Annotated in this window: 19 protein-coding genes; 5 read left to right on the top strand and 14 right to left on the bottom strand. The window is 39.4% G+C overall.

The features are described from left to right. Positions 1-68 precede the first annotated feature (68 nt). The 4 genes from MKY78_RS03485 to MKY78_RS03500 form a co-directional block, all read right to left on the bottom strand. Positions 69-347 (bottom strand): hypothetical protein, encoded by a 279-nt coding sequence (locus MKY78_RS03485; protein ID WP_339216251.1) that lies wholly within the window; start codon positions 345-347, stop codon positions 69-71. Between the two features lie 2 nt (positions 348-349). Then, positions 350-883, bottom strand: a complete 534-nt coding sequence (locus MKY78_RS03490) for a DUF4269 domain-containing protein (RefSeq protein ID WP_339216253.1) — start codon at positions 881-883, stop codon at positions 350-352. Between the two features lie 9 nt (positions 884-892). Next, positions 893-1,678 carry an MBL fold metallo-hydrolase gene (locus tag MKY78_RS03495; RefSeq protein WP_339216255.1) on the bottom strand — a complete coding sequence of 262 codons (786 nt, stop codon included), beginning with the start codon at positions 1,676-1,678 and terminating at the stop codon, positions 893-895. Positions 1,679-1,909: 231 nt separating this feature from the next. Then, a complete protein-coding gene (locus MKY78_RS03500; protein WP_339216257.1) occupies positions 1,910-2,062 on the bottom strand; it encodes a small acid-soluble spore protein P in 153 nt (50 codons plus the stop codon). A 487-nt stretch (positions 2,063-2,549) separates the two neighbouring features. Between MKY78_RS03500 and MKY78_RS03505 the strand changes: the two genes are divergently transcribed. Further along, the gene (locus MKY78_RS03505; protein WP_339216259.1) at positions 2,550-3,095 is read left to right on the top strand and encodes a hypothetical protein; all 546 of its coding nucleotides are present in this window, start codon (positions 2,550-2,552) and stop codon (positions 3,093-3,095) included. A gap of 476 nt (positions 3,096-3,571) precedes the next feature. Here MKY78_RS03505 and MKY78_RS03510 read toward each other — a convergent pair whose 3' ends face one another. Continuing rightward, positions 3,572-4,504 carry a manganese-dependent inorganic pyrophosphatase gene (locus tag MKY78_RS03510; protein ID WP_339216261.1) on the bottom strand — a complete coding sequence of 311 codons (933 nt, stop codon included), beginning with the start codon at positions 4,502-4,504 and terminating at the stop codon, positions 3,572-3,574. Positions 4,505-4,664: 160 nt separating this feature from the next. On the opposite strand from MKY78_RS03510, the gene MKY78_RS03515 reads away from it, so the two are divergent. Both MKY78_RS03515 and MKY78_RS03520 read left to right on the top strand, forming a co-directional pair. Continuing rightward, the gene (locus MKY78_RS03515) at positions 4,665-5,777 is read left to right on the top strand and encodes an FAD-dependent oxidoreductase (protein ID WP_339216263.1); all 1,113 of its coding nucleotides are present in this window, start codon (positions 4,665-4,667) and stop codon (positions 5,775-5,777) included. Between the two features lie 73 nt (positions 5,778-5,850). After that, positions 5,851-5,988, top strand: a complete 138-nt coding sequence (locus tag MKY78_RS03520) for a hypothetical protein (protein ID WP_339216265.1) — start codon at positions 5,851-5,853, stop codon at positions 5,986-5,988. 35 nt (positions 5,989-6,023) lie between these two features. Here the strand turns inward: MKY78_RS03520 and MKY78_RS03525 are convergent, their stop codons facing one another. After that, positions 6,024-7,694 carry a PAS domain S-box protein gene (locus MKY78_RS03525; RefSeq protein ID WP_339216267.1) on the bottom strand — a complete coding sequence of 557 codons (1,671 nt, stop codon included), beginning with the start codon at positions 7,692-7,694 and terminating at the stop codon, positions 6,024-6,026. 443 nt (positions 7,695-8,137) lie between these two features. On the opposite strand from MKY78_RS03525, the gene MKY78_RS03530 reads away from it, so the two are divergent. Both MKY78_RS03530 and MKY78_RS03535 read left to right on the top strand, forming a co-directional pair. Further along, positions 8,138-10,129: an EAL domain-containing protein gene (locus tag MKY78_RS03530; protein ID WP_339216269.1), complete on the top strand. Its 1,992-nt coding sequence runs from the start codon at positions 8,138-8,140 to the stop codon at positions 10,127-10,129. Between the two features lie 186 nt (positions 10,130-10,315). After that, positions 10,316-11,521 (top strand): putative glycoside hydrolase, encoded by a 1,206-nt coding sequence (locus MKY78_RS03535; protein WP_339216271.1) that lies wholly within the window; start codon positions 10,316-10,318, stop codon positions 11,519-11,521. Between the two features lie 156 nt (positions 11,522-11,677). Here MKY78_RS03535 and MKY78_RS03540 read toward each other — a convergent pair whose 3' ends face one another. From MKY78_RS03540 to MKY78_RS03575, 8 genes are all read right to left on the bottom strand, one after another. Next, positions 11,678-12,562 carry a DMT family transporter gene (locus tag MKY78_RS03540; protein WP_339216273.1) on the bottom strand — a complete coding sequence of 295 codons (885 nt, stop codon included), beginning with the start codon at positions 12,560-12,562 and terminating at the stop codon, positions 11,678-11,680. Between the two features lie 58 nt (positions 12,563-12,620). Then, positions 12,621-13,373 (bottom strand): DUF1385 domain-containing protein, encoded by a 753-nt coding sequence (locus MKY78_RS03545; protein ID WP_186869170.1) that lies wholly within the window; start codon positions 13,371-13,373, stop codon positions 12,621-12,623. 157 nt (positions 13,374-13,530) lie between these two features. Then, positions 13,531-14,499, bottom strand: coding sequence for a zinc-binding dehydrogenase (locus MKY78_RS03550; protein WP_339216275.1), 969 nt, complete (start codon positions 14,497-14,499; stop codon positions 13,531-13,533). An 86-nt stretch (positions 14,500-14,585) separates the two neighbouring features. Then, on the bottom strand, positions 14,586-15,662 hold the full coding sequence (xylF, locus tag MKY78_RS03555; RefSeq protein WP_339216277.1) for a D-xylose ABC transporter substrate-binding protein: 1,077 nt from the start codon (positions 15,660-15,662) through the stop codon (positions 14,586-14,588). A gap of 25 nt (positions 15,663-15,687) precedes the next feature. Beyond that, the gene (locus MKY78_RS03560) at positions 15,688-17,223 is read right to left on the bottom strand and encodes a response regulator (protein ID WP_339216279.1); all 1,536 of its coding nucleotides are present in this window, start codon (positions 17,221-17,223) and stop codon (positions 15,688-15,690) included. Then, positions 17,198-18,661 (bottom strand): sensor histidine kinase, encoded by a 1,464-nt coding sequence (locus tag MKY78_RS03565; RefSeq protein ID WP_339216281.1) that lies wholly within the window; start codon positions 18,659-18,661, stop codon positions 17,198-17,200. Before MKY78_RS03565 ends, MKY78_RS03560 begins: the two co-directional genes overlap by 26 nt. Further along, entirely contained in the window at positions 18,654-19,634 is a 981-nt protein-coding gene (locus MKY78_RS03570) for a substrate-binding domain-containing protein (protein WP_339216283.1), read from the bottom strand. Before MKY78_RS03570 ends, MKY78_RS03565 begins: the two co-directional genes overlap by 8 nt. Positions 19,635-19,838: 204 nt before the next feature. Beyond that, positions 19,839-20,957 carry a sugar ABC transporter permease gene (locus tag MKY78_RS03575; RefSeq protein WP_186869398.1) on the bottom strand — a complete coding sequence of 373 codons (1,119 nt, stop codon included), beginning with the start codon at positions 20,955-20,957 and terminating at the stop codon, positions 19,839-19,841. Between the last annotated feature and the right edge of the window lie 16 nt (positions 20,958-20,973).

Here is a 20,973-nt window from a genome sequence, read left to right on the forward strand (position 1 = left end):
CCAATGGAGAGAATTTGTGGTGTTAATATGAAGACTACTAGGGAGGTGCTCTCTCTAGTAGTCTTGTTTCATCTAGCTATCCGAATATACTGCTGTCTGTCCTTTGCAAACCTTTCAATCAATCCCCGTGCCTCTAAATCAAGCTTGACTGCTGTTACATACCAAGTTACCGAGCCCTCCCATTTATCACGAAGCTTTTCATGGATGACATTGGCAAGCTCTTTAAAAGCTATCTCCCCATAATCTGTAATGGTTTCAAGCATGACTTCCTTCATCACATCATATTTCGCTTTTACAATATGACTACCTTTCTTGCCTTCTGGATGCAATAGCTGAATTCTTTCCATTTCTATCCTCCGAATATCGCTTTACCATAGACGAGTAAATCCTTATATGGATCATTTCCTTGAATTCCCAGTACCTGACAAAATGCGGGCTCTGTTTTTACACCCTGTTGCTTTAACTGGATTACCTGTTCTTTTATCTGTGGGTATTGTTCAAGTAGCATGTGTTCGATTACCATATGTCTGTAGGCATTTTGTTTATCGGTAGGAACAGCTTGGCCAAATAATTCAAAATCAAATCCGCAGTATTGAAAATTAGCCTTTATGACGCGCTCGCCTCTTATCTCCGTTTCTTTCACTCTAAAGTCTTTCTTATCGTGGTAAAGAGAGACAATTTTTTTCGTAAAGCCTTGAAAATCATGAACTTCCATAATGATATCTAAATCGGACTGTTCGACATCTATTCCTAACGGCAGTGTTCCACAAAGGACAGGATGATACGGGGCCAAATCCTCTAGTACATTCAGTTTTTTAATGGCATCATATGCCCTCTGTTGTCTCTTTGAACCAGCTTTTAATACTGTTAACGAATCAAACATAGCTCCCTCCTAAAACTGAATGCTAATCGTTTTAAATGTATGTGTTCCGGTACCATGCCTTACTAAATCTTTGCGCCGAAGCTCATATACTGCATCCTGTGCCTCAAACAAAATACTCGGATCTAGTCCTAATGTATTATGGGAGCCAAATACGCGTTGGACTTGTAAATAAGAAATACGCTCTAACGAATCAAGTAATGCTATTGGATCTGTTGTTGGATAAAACGCATATATCGGTGTATCGGTATAGAGTAGATCACCTGTAAATAAATATTCCCGGTCATTATCGAGGACACAAATATGTCCTGGTGAATGACCTGGTGTATGGAAAATGGACAATAAGCGATCACCTAAATCAATCAAGTCACCATCGGAAAGCAGAGCGGTTGGTTTCCCTGTAAATGGTGTATATGTATTTGGATTAAATTCTGGTGGTGTATCTACCGTAATATCACGCCCGATATCTTTACGAATCTGCTCAATAGATAATCCTTTAATTCCATTTATCAACCAGTCCTCTTCTGCATGATGAACTAATAACGTATCATATTGTCCATGCCCACCAATATGGTCTGCATGTACATGGGTTGTAATGACCACAATAGGTAAATCAGTCAACTGATCGGTAATTCGCTTTATATTATCAATCCCGAGCCCAGTATCAATTAAGGCAGCCTTTTCCGTTCCAATTAACAGGAAGGAGTGTACCTTCTCCCAGTGACCATATTCACTAATCGCAAATGTCGTTGCGTCTATTTCTTCAACCGTAAACCATCTATCCTTTATTATCGACATGGTAATCCCCCTCGTAACAAACTATATCCTTAATAATAGGCCATCTAATAGACATTATCAATAATTCCTCAGGACATTCGTTCGCCATTTTCTTCCCTTACCTATTAGCTCTATCTACCCATAAGAACCCTTCTCTATTATCTAAGTGCTCTCCTCATCCTATTACGTGTTCCGAGTAATTCACTAGCTTTCGCACGAAAAAAGACAGCCTCCTGACTGTCTTTTTGGTTTTTATAAGCCATGGTGTGGATTATGATTTTGACGCGAATGATTTCGATTTTTCACCTTTTTCGATCCGTCTAATCCTTCGCCATATGGCATTTCTGGTGCTTTTGGTAGGTTGGGTTGCTCTTGTTGCTTCGGCCCTTTAGGTCTTGAACTCATGCTCTTCCTCCTTTCCAACTATAGCGTTAGTTTTGGGAGTGGGGAAGATATTATACATATAGAAAAGGTAGTAGTCATCAAGCAGATGAACTACTACCCTTCAAGTAGAAAAGAGGCTTTTTAAATGGACTACTTACATTAGCTTACGGAGCTAATACAGATACAATCGCAATTAACAAGATGATTGGCGTAAAGATTAGGAACCAAAAGAATAGTAATAATAATGCTGCAATCATTAACTAACACCTCCTAAAGCCTTTTAGTGAGGCCTCACATTAATAAGTTATGTCCGGTGGTAGCTTTAGATTGGACGAAATAACCTCTCTATTAAAAAATGGTTATTTTCAGTAGGATTTATAACCTATTAACGCTATTTCTAGTAGGCAAGCATATATTTTTCCATACAAAATAGACTCACGCACTTACCGAGTGTTAAAGAACTGCGTACCTTTGTAATGAAGGAAAAGAAATAAAGGTGGTGATGAATTTGAAAACGATATCCTTTAAGCGTACTGCAGCTGGAAAATACCGTGAATTCAAACGAAATCGGTATTACCAATCCTCCACTACCGTTTCTAATGAAGCTCCAAACTATTCCAACACCCCTCCAAATCCCAATAATCAAGAAGCCACCCCACCGTCACCTGCTCTTCTTGAGCGATTAAAGCATGAGTGGCAAAGCAATAATCTCAATACACAATGGTTGGGAGGATTACAAGCATTATTCCACGCTCTGCAGTCTGAGGAAGGAAAGAAATATAGGCAAGTACTAGTAGATGGTGTAGGTAAAGTAGCGAAAAAAATCCCTTATGAAAAGGTGGTGAGCATGATGGCAAAGGATCAAAATCTAAGTGAGCTGCTAAAGAATTTAGGCGGAGATGGAAATGCTTCTGACTTATTATCCAATATGATGAAGGATCCAGACATGAGAAAAGCTGCGATGGATATGATGCAGGAAATGCTTAGTGACGAAAAGAAAATGGAGGAAATGACAGATTTAATGAGCAAATTCTTAAAATCGAATAAAGAATAAATGCTTGTCGCCTATTTTATCTACCAATTTTAGTAGAAATAGTGAAAACATACGAACAACTTCTACCTCCTTTCATAAACTGCCACTAGAAAGGAGGTAGTATGATGTTACAAGATGTAAAATGTCAATTAAAACAACTAGTGAAAGGCGCTCATAGCCGTATCGACGCACTTCGCTGCAAAATCTCTTCTTCGTTAAATAAACGCTAAGGAATTGCTATAAGCCACCAACCGTATGCTACATCTCTCCTTTTACCATACAGGCTTTGGGCGCATGCTCAAAGCTTTTTATTTCTTACAGGTGGCTAGTTTTCTAACGTGACTTGTAGGGGGATTATATTAATGCCCCCATTATAATGAGAATCCTCTTACACCAGAGAGAATTCCAAAAGTCTATTTTACATAAGGTTTAGGAGGATAATGAAAATAAACACACTGTAAAGAGTACAGTGTGTTTATTCTACCTTCATCATCCAACTACTTCGTAAAAGCATCCGTTAGCGCTGTTACGATTTGTTTCTTACGCGATACAACACCTTTTAATAGGGCACGATTATTGGAATCGAGTTCTACGTTAAACGCTTCTGCTACTTTTTCAACATTTCCACCACGTGCTAGAACTTCTGAATCATTGTTTAGAATATCGGTAACCACAAATAGGAAAAGATCTAATCCTTTTTCGTTAACCGCTTTATCCATTACTGCTTCTAGTTCTGCTTGTAGTTCATAGACTTTGCCTGCATCTACTGTGTTAACTTGCGCGATTTCTACTTTTGCATCGCCCATTGCAAATTCTTTTGCATCCATCGTAATAAGCTCCTCTGGTGACTTATCACTCAGGTCAGCACCTGCTTGTAGCATGTCTAATCCATACTGTTCCAGCTCAACACCAGCAATCTTCGCTAGCTCATGCGCTGCATCCACATCCTCCTGGGTGCAGGTTGGAGATTTTAATAAAAGGGAATCAGAGACAATGGCAGATAGTAATAAACCAGCAATTTCCTTCGTTACCTCTACGCCATTTTCTTTGTACATTTTATTTAGAATTGTTGCCGTACAACCAACTGGCTCCGCACGGAAGTATAATGGTTCTTTCGTTTCGAAATTGGATACACGGTGATGATCAATCACTTCGACAATACGTACATCGTTAATATTGCTAACACTTTGTTGGAATTCATTATGATCGACTAAAATGACATCCTTCACATCAGCAGGTACAGCTTCAATTAACTGAGGTGCCTCTACGTTAAAGAAATCTAGTGCATATTGTGTCTCCTTGTTCACTTCACCAAGTCGCGCAGCTTCCGCATTCACACCTAATTTATTCTTTAAATTCGCATATGCAACAGCTGAGCAGATTGTATCTGTGTCTGGGTTCTTATGACCAAAAACTAGCGTCTTTTCCATCTTCATTCTCCTTTATATGTATCACTTTTATAGCAAATTTTCCTATGTACAAGATTATCATAAATTTTGGTTGGATTGAATTTTTTTACATACGAAGTTTTACATTTCCTCTCAGAATTCTTATAGTAATAATAGATTACTTATAAAGAAGGTTTTAAAAGTGAAACGTTATATTATTGTAGGAGCAGGAATATTGGGCGCTACTACTGCTTATCAGCTTGCCAAACGTGGCCATGAGGTTGTTATTGTTGATCGACACGGAATTGGCCAGGCAACAGAAGCAGCTGCTGGTATTATTTGCCCATGGTTATCACAGAGAAGAAATAAAGCCTGGTATCACCTTGCTAAAAATGGGGCGAGGATTTACCCGGAATTAGTAGCAGAATTACAACAGGATGGCATAAAGGAAACAGGATATGCCAAGGTTGGGGCACTTAGCTTACATAAGGAAGAAAAAAAGCTACTTGCCATGCAGGAAAGGGCTATCAAACGTCGCGAAGACGCACCAGAGATTGGTGACGTGACCTTATTATCGCCGGCTGAAGTAAAGGAGATCATCCCACTAGTTGATGAGGATTATGCTGCTGTACATGTTAGCGGTGCAGCTAAAGTGGATGGGAAAGCTTTTCGACAAGCATTACTCGATGCGGCACAAAAACATGGGGCAACGCTAATCGCAGGCAAGGCAACATTGTATCAAAAGGATCGCCATGTCTATGGTGTTTATGTAGGGAATGAATACTATGAAGCAGACCAAGTGATAGCCACTTGTGGTGCCTGGATGAATGACTTTCTCGCTCCGTTAGGTATTAACTTTCAATTTAGCGGACAAAAAGGACAGATTCTCCATCTGGCAGTTCCAGGAGTAGAAAGCATAGATTGGCCCGTGATTATGCCACCAACCAATCAATCGATCGTACCATTTCAACATCATCTTGTTGTTGGGGCTACCCATGAGAATGACCAAGGCTTTGATCAGCGTGTCACGAGTGGTGGTGTACATGATATATTATCGAAAGCGTTAGAGGTCCTTCCAGCGCTTCATACTAGTACATTCCTAGAAGCACGTGTCGGATTCCGTCCGTTCACACCGGACTTCCTACCGGTCATCGGTCCAATACCAAATACAGAAGGCATTCTCATTGCCAATGGATTAGGCTCATCTGGATTAACGACTGGTCCCTATTTGGGCATACAACTTGCTAAACTGGCAATGAGGGAAGCATTAGACATTTCTTTATCGGATTATGATGTAGCAGTAGCAATTGACTAATTTTATTTACTTTTCATAATAGATTTGCTAGGATTTAATCGAGATAGGTCCGACTATATAAAGGGTGATTCAGTTGAAAAATCATAAAGGGAAGTTAGCAGTTTTCTTCATTATTATTTTCACGCTACTGGCTGCTGGTGTCGGTTACTTGTTACTAGATATTTATACACCAGACGAAAACAGTCATGCGGCTGAAATACGTATAAACTAAAAACCGTGTCGTGGGTGTCCCCATGATACGGTCTTTTACATTTTAATCGCATATTGATTTCCACCGGCATTCTTTGCCTCATATAATGCTTGGTCGGCATTTTTAAATAGGGTTTCATACGTATTTTCCTTATCTACGTCTAATAAGGAGATTCCGATACTAGCTGTCGTCACAAACTGCGCATCGTCAATTTTCCAAGGGGCTTTTACTACATCAATGATATCCTCCGCAATATGAACGGCATCAGCCTTCTTTTCTAGTGATTGTACGAGTAGGACAAATTCATCTCCACCAAGCCTTGCTAGTGTATCATGACGGCGAATCTTTTTCCCCACCCGGTAAGCAAATTCTGCGATGGCTTTATCGCCAATATCATGGCCAAAGGTATCATTAATTTCCTTGAACCGATCTAAGTCCATAATAATAACAGCAAACATCTCCCCTGTATTCTCGTACAAATCAAGTGCCTGCTTTAATTGCATAGTGAAATAGCGACGATTAGGGAGTCCGGTTAATGGGTCATGGTAGGCGAAATACTTTAGCTTATCTTCATAGCTTTTTCGTAATGAAATATCTCTGGACAAGACGACCATTTGTTTAAATTGGTTATGCTCATCATAGACGGGAGAGCCCTTTAGCTCACACCATATCCAGCCTAGCTTTTTGTGTTTTTGTCTAAATTGTGCTTCCCACGGTTTGCCACTTACCTTTGATTGTTCAAATGATGCGAGTAAAGGCGCAATATCATCTGGGTGAACATTATAATAGAATTCTTTGCCAATATAGTCCTCTTGATCGAATTGTAGTACATCCCGATAGGATGGAGATACATAGGTAATATTCCCTTGCCGATCGAGCATTGTAATGAGATCGCCGGAGTATTCGGCAATGATTTCAAACTTATTTTCGCTTTCCGTATACTTATTTTGCATACTAATCTGTTCGGACATATCCTTACAAATGGCGTAGATGCCAACTGTCTTATCATTGATGATAATAGGTGTTAGCTTTAATATCATGTCAATCTGCTTACCAGATTTACTACACATCCGGATATTAAATTCCTCTAAAATACCATTGATTGCGATTTCAAAATACATTTGGGCAGTGGGTACATCTTCTGCAAGGATGAGATCCGTGTAATGCTTTCCTTTCAAATTTTCCTGCGCGTATCCAGTGATGAACTCCAGTGAGTGATTAACATTCACAATGATTCCATTTTCATCTGTCGCAATCACACCATCTAAATTATAATCAAACAACGATTGATAGCGTTGTTTGCCCTCTATAAGCAATTCTGTAGCCTTCTGGGCTGTCTTTTCGGCAAGTCTACGCTCGGTAATATCCTTCACAACTGCGACAATATGTGTACATGTATCATTCTCGTCAAATAGTGGAGTCAGCACATTTTCCCCATATCGAACTTCACCGATAGGCGATGGAAAAAGGTCTTCATACACAACAACGCTTTTCGTATCAAGTACTTCCTGATATTTCTGATAAAGAAAATCTGCTTTTTGTTGGTTTAATACTTGATGAAAGGTTTTCCCAATAATATCCTCCTTCAATCCAGCAAACTTTTCTACTGCTTGATTAATAAAATAATAAATAAACCTTCTGTCATCGGTTACTTCCATAATATAAACCATATCCTGTATGCCGTTTAATAATACATTATTTAGCAATTGTTCTTTTTGAATTAACATTGGACCCCACACTTATATTCAGATATTTTGCAAACATTTCGGCTATTTAATCAACAAATATAGTTAAAAAATACTAGATATACCCTCGGAAAACAATAGGATTTTTTACCTAATAATGTGTATTTGCTAACTATTCATGCTATAATATTAATTGCAATTGATGGATTTCCCCATTCGGATTAATTGTCATTTATTGTAATATTATGTCATTTTTACCCACTACATTTCACCTCCCTTTCTCTCCCGTTTCCCAACCGAAAAAAGCTGATGATTCGAGATATATCAACGTAATCATCTCCAAATCAACATACTTTTTCTCAACCTATCCAAGTACGTAAAGCCCACTATATTCTATAAAAATAATAATTTTCCAATTTTTAATAAGTGTGATAAACTCAAATTATTAAGTAGCGATTTCGACAAAACTTGACAGGTGAAAACAGATGACAAAATTAAGTTTAAAAAGGATTCCAATCGTTTTATGGGTATTTGGAGCTATTGCTTTAGCAGCATCTATCTATGCAGAGATGAGTGCCACAATCGAATCAAAAGGCATTTTTCTGACCATCATTATCATCATGATTGCTGTATTTTCCTATTATGGTGGGTTATATGGTGGTATTGTTTACTTCATGCTTTTTAGTGGGGCAACGCTTGTTACGGGTTTATTATCCACGCCGAAGGAACTATCTGTTGACAACCAACTACCGATTGTCATTGGCTTCATTATTTCTTTATCAATTGGAACACTTGGATGGAAAATTAAAACGAATGAGGCGCAGCTAAAAAAGCTGTTTGAAAATAATGACATGACATTTTGGACCTGGGATTTAGAAACGGAGGAGTATACCTTTTCCGAGGGCTATGCCAAAATATATGGCGTAACAAGTGAGTTTTTTAAGGAAAACCCATATTATTGGTCAGATGTTGTACATCCAGACGATAAACATATACTGATTGAGGCACATAAACAACAAAAAGCTGGAAAAAAAACAACGATTACCTATCGCTTTTTCCATAGTAGTGGGGAAATTAGATGGTTACGGGATTCGGCAACACCTCACATAGAAAAGAATGGTTTGGTGACCCGTATTGATGGTGTTGTATTTGATATTACCAACCAAAAACAAGCGGAACAAAAGATGGATCATCTCATTCACTATGATTCCTTAACAGGCTTAACGAATCGGATTTGGTTTAAAAGCTATCTCGATACAGCATTACTTACATCCAATAAATATGGTCGCCAGGTTGCCGTGATGTTCATTGATTTTGATAACTTCAAGCGAGTGAATGATACACTTGGACATAGTGCTGGGGATCAATTATTAATCCAAATTGCCGATCGGCTAACAGCAATTCTTCGTGACAGTGATATTGTGTCGAGGCAAAGTGGAGATGAATTCCTAGTATTAGCAGAGAATCGGGATATCGGAGAAATCGAAACGTTAGCAGAAGATATCATCATACAAATGAATGAGCCCTATTCCATAAATGGGACAGAGATTATTTCAACACCGAGTATTGGCATAAGCATTAATCTTGACTTTGAGGACGATGCAGAAGCATTAATTAAAAAAGCTGACTTTGCCATGTACCTTGCAAAAGAAAATGGCAAGAACAATTACCAGTTCTACAATGATGAACTAAATAAAAAAATGAAGCGCAAGATGATACTAGAAACCTATCTACATAAAGCAATTGAAAAAAATGAATTAACCGTCCACTACCAGCCACAATTTAACCTTACATCGTTTAAAATAGTTGGTGCAGAAGCGCTCCTTCGCTGGGAATGTCCAATGGGTAAAATACCACCCGATGAATTTATCCCTATCGCAGAAGAAACGGGTCTTATTATCCCTATTGGTGAATGGGTGCTAAGACAGGCTTGTCGTGACATTAAGCGATTTAAGGCCAATGGGTTGGAGACTTTTCCAATATCCGTCAACATTTCAACTAGACAGCTCATGGCACCAAACTTTATTGACCGCGTTCAGACGATTATTGCGGAAGAAGGCGTGGAGCCGAAGCTATTAACATTAGAAATAACGGAAAGCGCGTTTTTGTATTATGAAGATGCGAAGGATAATATTTTGGCATTACGTAATCTCGGTGTCGGTGTTTCCTTAGATGACTTTGGAATCGGTTACTCATCCTTAAGTATGATTCGTAAAATTGAAATTGATGAATTAAAGATTGACCGCTCCTTCTTAAATGATTCGATCAAAAATAATCGGGTTCGCTCCTTATTAGAAGCGATTATCCATATCGGTAAGAAAATTGATACAAAAGTAATAGTGGAAGGTATTGAAACAAAGGAACAAATTGATATTTTGACCGTACATGGTGTATTCGGCCAGGGCTACTTTTATAGTCGCCCATTGCCAGTTGATGAATTTGAGGTTTGGTATACAAGTAGAAAGACTCATTTTTAATCCCTTGAATAACTCGAATTAATGTAATCCAATTTGCATTAATCCGGGTTTTTTTATTTTTTTAAACACGATATATTTTTCCCCAGCTAAGCCATTATCATGTACATGAAAAAACACACGTAATTGCTAATTAATAACTCGAATCAAACGACAAAAAAGTACACAACGTAAGCGTATAAGGAGGGGATGAAGCTGACTAAGAAATTAATTTCCATCGTATTTTTCATGATGCTAATGGCATTCACAACGGAGCAAAATGCTTCACCTGGGACTATGTTAAGTCTAGGTAATAGCCATCTTTTGAAGCACGCCACCATCGAGTCTATTGAGAGCGATTCTAAGGAGGATAGCACAAAGGAAGTTCCATCATCAGAACATGCAACAAACCATTTCGTGAAACAAAAGCCTAAAAAGGTTGATGTCAGGGGAATTTATTTGAATCGTACTTCCATCAAAGAAGAGAACGTGCAAAAGTATATCGACTTAATTAAAAGCACGAATCTCAATGCCGCTGTAATTGATGTAAAAGATGATTATGGCAAAATCACCTACGATTCCAATGTTGATCTTGTCAATCAAATTGGCGCTGATAGCAATCCAGCAACGAAGGACCTCGAAAAGCTTGTACAACGGTTTAAGGATGCTGGCATCTATACCATCGCCCGAATCGTCGTATTCAAAGACCCCTATTTAGCCGCTAAAAAACAAGACTATGCTATCAAACGAAAGGATGGCACTGTATGGCAGGATCCATCCGGTACAAAGTGGATTGACCCGTATAAGGAAGAAGTATGGAACTATATGACCTCTATTGCAAAAGAAGTAAGTGAAAGTGGATTTGATGAGATCCAATATGATTATATCCGCTTCCCAGAACGGGCCAAGCAGGTTGACCAGGAAGTAACCTATGATAATCCAACAGGCTTATCGAAAGCGGAGAATATTCTCGCCTTCCTAAAGTATTCTAAGCAACAATTAAAACAACACCCATCCTACGTCTCCGCTGATGTATTTGGTTTAGTAACGACGGCTTCTGACGACATGGGCATAGGACAGGTTTGGGAGAATATTTCACCACATGTCGACTATATCTCACCAATGACATATCCTTCCCATTATGCCCCCGGTTCATACGGAGTCGCCAATCCAGACCGAGCTCCATATGACATCATGGCTCTAGCAATGAAGGATGCCAAAAGCCGGAATGCCAAATTAAAGGAACAAGGTAAAACAATCGCCACGATTCGTCCTTGGATACAGGACTTTGACTATCTGAGCACCTACACCGCTGCCGATGTACAAAAACAAATCAAAGCCCTAGAAGATCAAGGCATCACACAATACCTGATTTGGAATGCCGGTAATGTTTACACGGTAGAAGCATTTAAATAATACCAAACCGCTGAAGCGCTTCAGCGGTGTACATAGAGGAAATCCTGAAGTGCACCCTCCAAATCCTGAAACAACTGCCTCAAATCCTGAAAGACCTCTGTTAAATCCTGAAGAATATGTAAACTCGGGTAGTATAGTGGTTATTGGGGCGGATTGTCATCGTTGTTTGGGCTGTTTTTTCCGTTTGAATTGGATTTCGCTTACGAAAGTGGAGCCTAAGATGAGTATTCCTCCTATTATCTGCACCAATGTCATACTTTCACTTAAAAAGATTGCCGCCATTAACACAGCAGATATTGGATCAATATAACTCATCACCGCTATCGTTTGTGCTTTTAACCTTTTGATGGCAGAAAAGTATAACAAATAGGCAATTCCTGTATGGACAATCCCAAATACAGCAATTAATAGGATGGATCGCCAATCAAGTCCACCATAGCTCATTTCCTCCGTCATCCAAACATAAGGAAACATAACAAGACTAGCCATACCAAGCTGCAAAATGGTCGTCTCCAGATCCGATAAATTCCGAATAAACTTATTTATGATTATCACACTGGCATATAATCCCGCTGCGACTAGCCCGTAGCCAATCCCAACTAGATGATTGTAGTCGCCCCCTGTTAATCCTCCAGGCTGTACGACTAAGAATAAGCCAATAAAGGCGATGCCCATACTGATCGCTTTCACCAATGTCCATTTTTCTTTTAATAATATTGGAGCTAATACCATGACAAAAATCGGTGCAAAATAATAGCTCAACGTAGCATTCGATATCGTTGTGTACTGATATGCTTCAAATAAAAAAATCCAGTTAAAGCCCATTACAGCACCAGATAATAAGAGTAAGATTAAATTCCGCTTAGAAATTCGAAAATGAACCTTTTGCTTAATAAAGAAGCTGGCAGCAATGAGAAACAGACTACCAATCACACCACGAAATAACGCAATTTCACTCGATGAAAGCTCGATATTTTTTACAAATAACCCTAAACTCCCGAAGATCAGCATTACGACGATAAATGTTGCTTTTGCCCCCATATGTTCTCCCCCTACTTCTCCATGCAATAGTTTGATTGTTGCATTATCTCATCATCCACTATCTGTTGTCTATTTCGCCTTGCCTTTTTTGCAATCGTTTGAAGGCAAGGATGGCTACTTTAAGATGTTCCTTATTAGGTTTAGAAGTAAATATAGCATATTGCATTCCATAACCAATTAAATAAATTGGTTTGATATATGTATGTTTCATAAGAAAGAGCTCATACCCTATCGACCATGAAAGACATAGCTTCAGAAAAAAATGAAACTCCTGAACTCCCGGAATCAGGCTTAACACGAGAAAAGAGATTAATGCAAAGGTAAAAAGGTTTGTACCACAATCAGTATGAATCCTAGATTGCTTCCTCACATTCTCAAAGGTTAGATCTAAGCCTTGTATAGCACAGTTTGATACCATGTGCTCTGCAGCATGATACTTTGCTATTGCCGTAAAGCGAAATAACAAGACAGCCCCAACAATGAGGATAGTAAAAAATACATACGCCCACACTTCAATACGTTGTATCCACAAGTTATCAATAAATTCTAGAGCTATAATAATGATGGAAATAGCGATAACGATTATCTTCCATTTAACAATACCTTCTAAATAATTCCACCATCCACGCACAAATGGGATCCGTGAAAGCACAACATCCAAATCAAACCGATCACGATCTACATAGTCATATTCTTCATGGTCTACATCATCTACTACTACAATTTTATTCTTTTCCTTTGTAGCCTTTACGACAACCGTATCGGAATGAAAACGAACTCCATTAATAAGAGCTTCTCCCCCATGTTCCATAACACACCTCGAAATACTTTTATCTCTTTTACCGTATTAATTAACATTACCATATATCGTATCAGCCTTGGGAAAATTAGCACTGCTCGATGACTTTTACTAAAATCTTCATACAAATACCTTCACCTCTAAAATTTCTGAAGTGAAGGTATTTGCTTTAAACGGTTAATAGTATTTTTCCTGTATGCTGTCTTTGCTCGATTAGACGATGTGCTTCTGCGACTTCATGTAACGAAAATTCCGCTCCGATGACAATATCTAAATCCCCTCTAGCCAGGAACGGAATGACATGTTCTGCTGCTTCCTTTAGTAGCTCAGGTCTCTTCTTCCGAGTATTACCTAGACTAAAGCCCAATACAGATCGGCAACTATTATGAAGCTCATTCGTCTTAAAATGACCGACTTCACCGCTTGAGTTACCGAAGTGTACGAGTCGTCCGTATTCTGCAAGGCAGCTCATACTTGCTTCAGACACCTTTCCAGACATGGAATCAAGAATGATGTCCACCCCAATTCCATCGGTCAATTCCAGTATGTTATCCGAAAAATCATCATATGTGAAAACATGATCTGCCCCTGCCTCATAGGCAACACGAAACTTTTCCCTACTTCCAACTGTTCCGAATACGCGACTAGCTCCTAACAGCTTGGCCATTTGTATCGCTGTCGTACCGACTCCACCTGCAGCTGAATGAACAAGAACCGTCTCCCCCGCCTCCATTCTTCCAACATCTTTCAGCAGCTTATAGCTTAAGAACGCTACAATCGGACTTGCTGCCGCTACATCCAAACTAATTTCATCAGGGATAGGAAAGGTTAATTGCTCACTAGCAACCGCATATTCCGCATAAGAGCCCGTCTTCGGAAACGCAATTACCCGTTGCCCTACCGTTAAATCGGTAACCCCTTCGCCTAGCTGGTCAATTGTCCCAACTAAATCAAGACCTAAAATAATTGGAAAATCCCCTTTCGCCTTTTTACCGGTGCGGTTTTTTATATCCGCATAGTTGACACTAGTCTTTTCCACTTTGATTAACACTTCCTGATGGCCTGGTTGCGGTGTTGGAACTTCTTTGTATTGTAATACCTCTGGTCCACCAAATTGTTCGATTACGACTGCTTTCATCTCACATCCCCCTTACTTTCCTTATCAGGTTCATTATAGCAAAATTGGATAGATGTGGTTATTGGTAAAAAGCGCTATGGAAATAGCTACTCCTGATAAACATCTTCTTTTGCATGGAAGCCATCCTGAATAACGGTTTCATCAATATTATCACGATTGACCTCGATTGGTGAAAGTAAGACCGAGGGCACTTCGATTTTTCCATTATTAATTTTGCTATCTGTTTCAATCGTTTCCCCGTTGGCAAGTGCAACAGCAAGCTCTGCTGCCTCCTTGGCAAGCTGTTGAATAGGCTTATAAACGGTCATCGTTTGTGTACCTTCTACAATTCGTTGAATCGCAGCTAAGTCGGCATCTTGGCCTGCAACTGGAATGGTACCAGCTAGTCCTCTTTCCTCTAACGCTCTAATAGCACCACCTGCTGTTCCATCATTAGCAGCAATGACAGCATCAATTTGATTATCATTTGCCTCTAATGCAGCGAGCATATTTTGATAGGCATTCTCTGGTGTCCAATTTTCCGTCCATTGGTCATACACCACTTGAATATCGTCACGATCGATAAAAGGCTTCAATATGTTAAACACGCCTTTTTTTAAGAGAATCGCATTATTATCCGTAACAGATCCACCAATATACACATACTTTCCTTTAGGTACGAGATTCGTCATGGCCTTTGCTTGAAGCTCTCCTACCATTTCATTATCAAAGGAAACATATAAATCAACATTGGCGTTCTTGATAATGCGGTCATAGGAGATGACCTTAATTCCAGCTGAATGGGCCTTCTCCACAATGGCGGCCGCTGTTTCGGTATAATAAGGAACAACCACCAGTAAATCGGTACCATTACTAATCATCGTTTCAATTTGCGAAAGTTGAACCGCTGCATTTTCATTGGCTATCATAATCTCTACTTCTACACCCAATGCCTCTAGCTCTTCTTTAAACAGCTCCCGATCCTTCAGCCACCGCTCCTCTTCTAAGGTATCCATGGAAAAACCAATTTTTATGCGCTCCTTCGCTGTTGGGTCTTCATTCTGTTCTAAGACGGGACTATTCTTTTCCATTAGCGCTACTGGCTCCTTCTCACAAGCGAAAAGAAACAGAAGGAGTACAGCCGCTAAACTGCGAATGATTAGATGAACGATATGATTTCTCAAAGCTTTAGCCCCCTTATCATGCTAATTACTTCCCAAGAATGGCATTCTGATATTCCTTCGGTGATACATGGACGATTTTCTTAAACACCTTACTGAAATAATTTGGTTCATGGTAGCCAACTTCAATCGCGATCTCTTTAATACTTCGCTTCGGATCCTGCATGAGCTTTTTCGCTTTTTCGATACGGCATTCTGTTAAAAAGTCGATATAATTGATTCCCATCTTTTCCTTAAATAATTTACTAATATAAATCGGACTTAAGCCGATCTCTCTCCCGATCGCTTCAAGCGAAATTTCTTCATGGGAATGCTCTGTAATGTATTGCTTAATTTGTTGCACCGTATCTGCTTCAAGCTGATGATAATGCTGGACATGACTTGTATGTAACTGCTCCAATAATAGATTCGTCTCTGTACGAAGCTGGCGATAATCCATTGTCTGAAACGCATAAAGTGGCGATTTGGTTTCGATACGTAAATCCTGTAATACCCGTGAGATGAGCCATAGCACTTCTAGCATTCGTTGCTGACTATAGACTAAGCTTGCCCCCTTCTGTTCAAAAAAGTGGATTAAATGGATGATTTCGTTTCGAATTTCCTCCCACTGTCCGAGTTTAACGTAATCCGGCAGCTGCTTTTTTAATTGGTTTAGTCGTTGGTCAAACAACGCTTCCTCTATTGTCTCTATTTCTGCATAAAAGCGGTATTTCCCCGGAGATAAATAGTCTGTGACGGCAACCAAGGATTCTTGATACGATTGACGAGCTTGGTCTAGTGCGGGATATACATTACCAATCCCGATGAACCAGCCCATCTCCTCCTTCTGATTCGTTACGGAAAGAATGTTACGTGCAAGTGCAATTGCTTGAGAACGAAACGATACACGATGGTTACGGCAAACGATAATGGGTAGCTGATTCCCCGACCATGCTCCGACTAAGCAGTACCCTGATTCTTGTGTTTTTTCCTTTACTAACGTGTAAAGCTGTTCCGAGCTTTCTGGCATGAGAACATTCATGACAAACACTTCTTGCTCCATGTCAATATCGAGTATATCCATTAATATCGTGCGATTTACTTCATGCACATGCTCAAATAACAATTGTGTCACGAGATCCGTTTCGATGATGGACCTCGTTTTTTGGAATACGATCTTCTGTAACTCACTTTCGGCTTTTGCCTTTTGCTCCTGTACAATTTCCTTTAACACCTTGCCAACGATCTCGATAATATCCACCGCTTTACTTGGCTTCAGTAGATAATCAGAGGCACCTAATGTAATGGCTTTTCGCATATAATCAAACGTATCATATGCGGTAACCATGATGAATTTAGTGTCAGGGCTGTCTTGCATAATAGTCTCCATAGCTTCTAATCCATTGATACCAGGCATTTTAATATCCATTAAAATTAAATTAGGTTTTAGGACTTTCGCTTTTTCGATAGCCATTTTTCCATTTCTAGCTTCGTTTATCAGAAGACTTGGAAAGGATTTTTGTAAAATAGCCTTCATGCCATCTCGTTCAATTTGTTCATCATCCACGATTAGGAGCTGCATCATGGCCTTCCCCCTTTTCCTTCCATAGCTTTAAGACAACTTTTGTATAACAATCGACGACACTTTCCATTTGGAAAACATCATCCCTGCCATAATAAAGCCGTAAACGAGTCATCACATTACGGCATCCAATTCCAGTGGACTGCTCTTCTTGCGATGTATAATTACCAGTTACAATTTTCTCGATTATTTCCTGTGGCACTCCCACCCCATCATCTTCTATTTCGATGGTTACCCACTCCACATCATCTCGAATACGCACCCATATATTTCCGCCATCTTCCTTAGGCTCTATCCCATGTACTACTGCATTTTCAATAAGTGGTTGCAGTGTAAGGGTTGGTATTGGTATCGTCAGACAGGACTCCTCAATCTCCATGTGAACGTGAAGCCGATCGGTCATTCGCGCCTGTTGAATCTCTAGGTATTGCTTTAATACCTCTACCTCATCCCCGAGTGGTACTTTCCGGTCCATTTGCTTGAGATTATACCGTAATAATCCTGCCACATTGACTAATAAATCACTCGTTTCCTGTGCTCCTTCTAAATACGCCTTCTTTGATATAGCATTTAGCGTATTAAATAGGAAATGAGGGTTGATTTGACTTTGCAAACTACGAAACTGGCTTTCTTGCAGTAAAATTTTATTCTGCTGCAGTTCATGTTCCAGCCTCGCTTTTTGCTGTGTTTCGATAAATAGCTTATTGATATTTTTACGCATATGGTCAAAGGTTTTAGCAAGAAACGCAATTTCATCGTTCGTTTCTACTTTAACCTGCAAATCAAATCGTCCTTTAGAAAGCTCGTTTGCCGCTTCGGTAAGTTCTAGTACAGGCTTCGTAATACTTCGTGAGAACCAATAAGAAAGAATAAGCAGGACAAAGGCAATTAATAAAATAATCCATATTCCCAGTTCTTTTAACTCATTCGATTGTTTAATCATTCCTACGTAAAATAAGTCATAGGTCTTTAATTCCTTCTCCATGAGTGATAACGTCATATCGGCTATATGATTGGAAATACTACTAGCTTCAGCAAATTCCTTCGCCTGAGCCTCTACCTCATTTTCTGCGTAATATAAGAGGAAGCGATTCGTCGATTCGATAAAACTATCAATCAGGTTGCTATAATTCGTTATCGTGAAATTATTATCAACATTTCTTAGATGGAATACTTGCTCCTTCGCTTGTAAAACTGCTTTTTTTCCTTTTTCGATTTGCTCCATATTATGCGGAGTTGGATTCAACATAAAATCATTGACGTTATTGATTACTTCTTGACTAGCTGTCGATACTTCATTCAAGCTTAAGTAGCGCTGCAAGATTTCATTGTATTGATTTAATGTTTTATTATTATAATAGGTAAGCGCAATCCAAATAGAAGACATAATCACAAGCATAATAGCGGAAACCGTCCATATTTTCTTTTGTATTTTACTCATAAAAAGCAGCTGCCTTTAACACATGAATATCAGTTAAATAACCATCTGTATCGAGTGGTACTACTTCACCGTTTAACCATTTCGTTAATAAGTCGACACTTTGTTTGCCCATTTGCTCTGGTGATTGTTGGATAATCGCATTTAGTGCACCCTGTCTAAGTAGGGATAATGATTCCGGTCCTTCATCAAAAGAATAGATATAAAACGGCTCGACTTGATAGCGCTTACTTATTTCTTGTACAATAGCACCGGCACTATTGGCGTTAACCGCAATAAATGCATTGGCTTGAGGTACTTGATTTAAGACTTCCTGTGTAACGGCGACCATATCCTCCCGTGTGTTGGAGGTCCCTGCGTAATGTATGGTTATCTGTTCATAATCCTGTAATACGGCTTTAATCCCGGCAATTCGTTGCTCCTGGTAATACTCGACATTTCGATTAAACATGAGCACCACATCCCCAGTATCTCCCATATCAGCAAGCATTTGTTTTGCGATGAGCTCGCCAGCCTTATAGTGATCTGAGCCCACATAGGTTCTTCTCAGACTCTCTTCGATTGGTACATCATTCGCTATTGTCATAATCGGAATACCGTAAAAGGAAGCCTTCACCTTTGTTAATTCTTTAAAGTCTTCCGAATCAAGCCCTTGGACAATGATTCCATCTACCTTCGACTGGATGGCAACTTCTAAATTCTTTAGAAAGTCCTCCTGATGGCCACCATAATTCCCCCATACCTCAAGACTTACTCCGAGTTTCTTAGCCTCTCGTTCTGCTGCTCTACCTACCTGATCCCAAAAGGGTGTATCGATATCTTGGGTAATCAGTACTAGCCGGTATGCAGACTGGCTTTCCTTGATGGAGGTTGGCATTTCCCAATCGGATTCGAAGACATGAATTGCTGATGTAGTCGTAAAAAAGCAGAGCACAATAAATATCATACTAAGTATAAGCAGAGATGTCTTACGCAAGAGAAATACCTCCATTCTCTATTTCTTTACGGTAAAATTGGTAGTCGTGTAATGAATGAATATTCATTATCATACCACCATATTTATTGATACAACAAATTAATTTTACTGAGGATAGTAGATTGGTAGTGTAATGAGAAGGGGATGTAAGCATTTCGGAAGGGAAAATTAGGATAGGGGCAACAAACTGCCCCTATTTTATCATTAACTAGCACGTTTTCTAGTCATAACATCAAATATTACTGCTAAGGCTAGGACGCCTCCGCGAATCATATATTGATAGGATATCCCGACTCCAAGCAGGTTCATTCCGTTGGTGAGTGAGGCCATAACGATCGCACCGATAATGGCTCCCGTTACTTTTCCGACTCCCCCTGCTGATGATACCCCACCAACATAGGCAGCAGCAATTGCATCTAGCTCAAATAAAGTACCCGCCGTTGTCGTAGCCGATTGCAGACGGGATGTAAATAATATCCCCGATAAAGCAGCGAGGAATCCCATTGATCCGAACACTAACAACGTGATTTTCTTTACGTTTATACCACTTAGATGTGCCGCTTCTGGATTACTTCCCACTGCATAAATATGCCTACCAATAACCGTCTTAGTCGTAATAAAGTGATATACCATCACAACTACTAAAATAATAATCAGTGTCCATGATAATCCATTATAGCCTGCAAGAATCCATGTAATATAACCAATAATTGCCGAAACAAACACGAGCTGTAAGATGAAGATTGGTTTTGATACTACTTCAAACTCATATTTCAGCATCTTTCTGCGCTTTGAAATGGAACTATAAATAAAGAATAGAATACCGAAAAGCCCTAGTAATAAGGACAGTAAGTGTAATCCACCAATTTCAATAATGGATGGAATATACCCATTCCCAATCGCATTAAATGCATCATTTTGGATAATAATCGTTCCCGATCCTTCTGTTACTTGTAATAAAGCACCACGGAATATCAACCATCCAGCCAGTGTGGCAACAAAGGATGGAATTCCGACCTTAGCAACAAGAAAACCAGTCGTAAGTCCAATTATCGTTCCTATTAACAGAATTAACGGTATAACGAAATATACCGGCATACCAGCACTCATTAATAAAATAGCCGCAATAGCTCCAAGGAACCCTGCTAGGAATCCAATGGATAAATCAATATGACGAATGACGATAACAATCATCACCCCAACCGCTAGAACGGCAATATATCCAGCGGAATCTAGTAAATTACTAATATTACGAGAGGATAAAAATAATCCGTCCGTTAAGATGGTGAAGGTTAACATGATAATGAGTAGCGCAATATACATACCATAATCTCGGATA

The sequence above is a fragment of the Ornithinibacillus sp. FSL M8-0202 genome (genome assembly GCF_037975285.1).
GTDB classification, from domain to species: Bacteria; Bacillota; Bacilli; order Bacillales; family Amphibacillaceae; genus Ornithinibacillus; species Ornithinibacillus massiliensis.

Coding starts and splice junctions, on each gene's coding strand:
- MKY78_RS03485 (WP_339216251.1), bottom strand. CDS start 347: ATGGAAAGAATTCAGCTATTGCATCCAGAAGGCAAGAAAGGTAGTCAT.
- MKY78_RS03490 (WP_339216253.1), bottom strand. CDS start 883: ATGTTTGATTCGTTAACAGTATTAAAAGCTGGTTCAAAGAGACAACAG.
- MKY78_RS03495 (WP_339216255.1), bottom strand. CDS start 1,678: ATGTCGATAATAAAGGATAGATGGTTTACGGTTGAAGAAATAGACGCA.
- MKY78_RS03500 (WP_339216257.1), bottom strand. CDS start 2,062: ATGAGTTCAAGACCTAAAGGGCCGAAGCAACAAGAGCAACCCAACCTA.
- MKY78_RS03510 (WP_339216261.1), bottom strand. CDS start 4,504: ATGGAAAAGACGCTAGTTTTTGGTCATAAGAACCCAGACACAGATACA.
- MKY78_RS03525 (WP_339216267.1), bottom strand. CDS start 7,694: ATGTTAATTCAAAAAGAACAATTGCTAAATAATGTATTATTAAACGGC.
- MKY78_RS03530 (WP_339216269.1), top strand. CDS start 8,138: ATGACAAAATTAAGTTTAAAAAGGATTCCAATCGTTTTATGGGTATTT.
- MKY78_RS03535 (WP_339216271.1), top strand. CDS start 10,316: ATGAAGCTGACTAAGAAATTAATTTCCATCGTATTTTTCATGATGCTA.
- MKY78_RS03540 (WP_339216273.1), bottom strand. CDS start 12,562: ATGGGGGCAAAAGCAACATTTATCGTCGTAATGCTGATCTTCGGGAGT.
- MKY78_RS03545 (WP_186869170.1), bottom strand. CDS start 13,373: ATGGAACATGGGGGAGAAGCTCTTATTAATGGAGTTCGTTTTCATTCC.
- MKY78_RS03550 (WP_339216275.1), bottom strand. CDS start 14,499: ATGAAAGCAGTCGTAATCGAACAATTTGGTGGACCAGAGGTATTACAA.
- MKY78_RS03560 (WP_339216279.1), bottom strand. CDS start 17,223: ATGATGCAGCTCCTAATCGTGGATGATGAACAAATTGAACGAGATGGC.
- MKY78_RS03565 (WP_339216281.1), bottom strand. CDS start 18,661: ATGAGTAAAATACAAAAGAAAATATGGACGGTTTCCGCTATTATGCTT.
- MKY78_RS03575 (WP_186869398.1), bottom strand. CDS start 20,957: ATGTATATTGCGCTACTCATTATCATGTTAACCTTCACCATCTTAACG.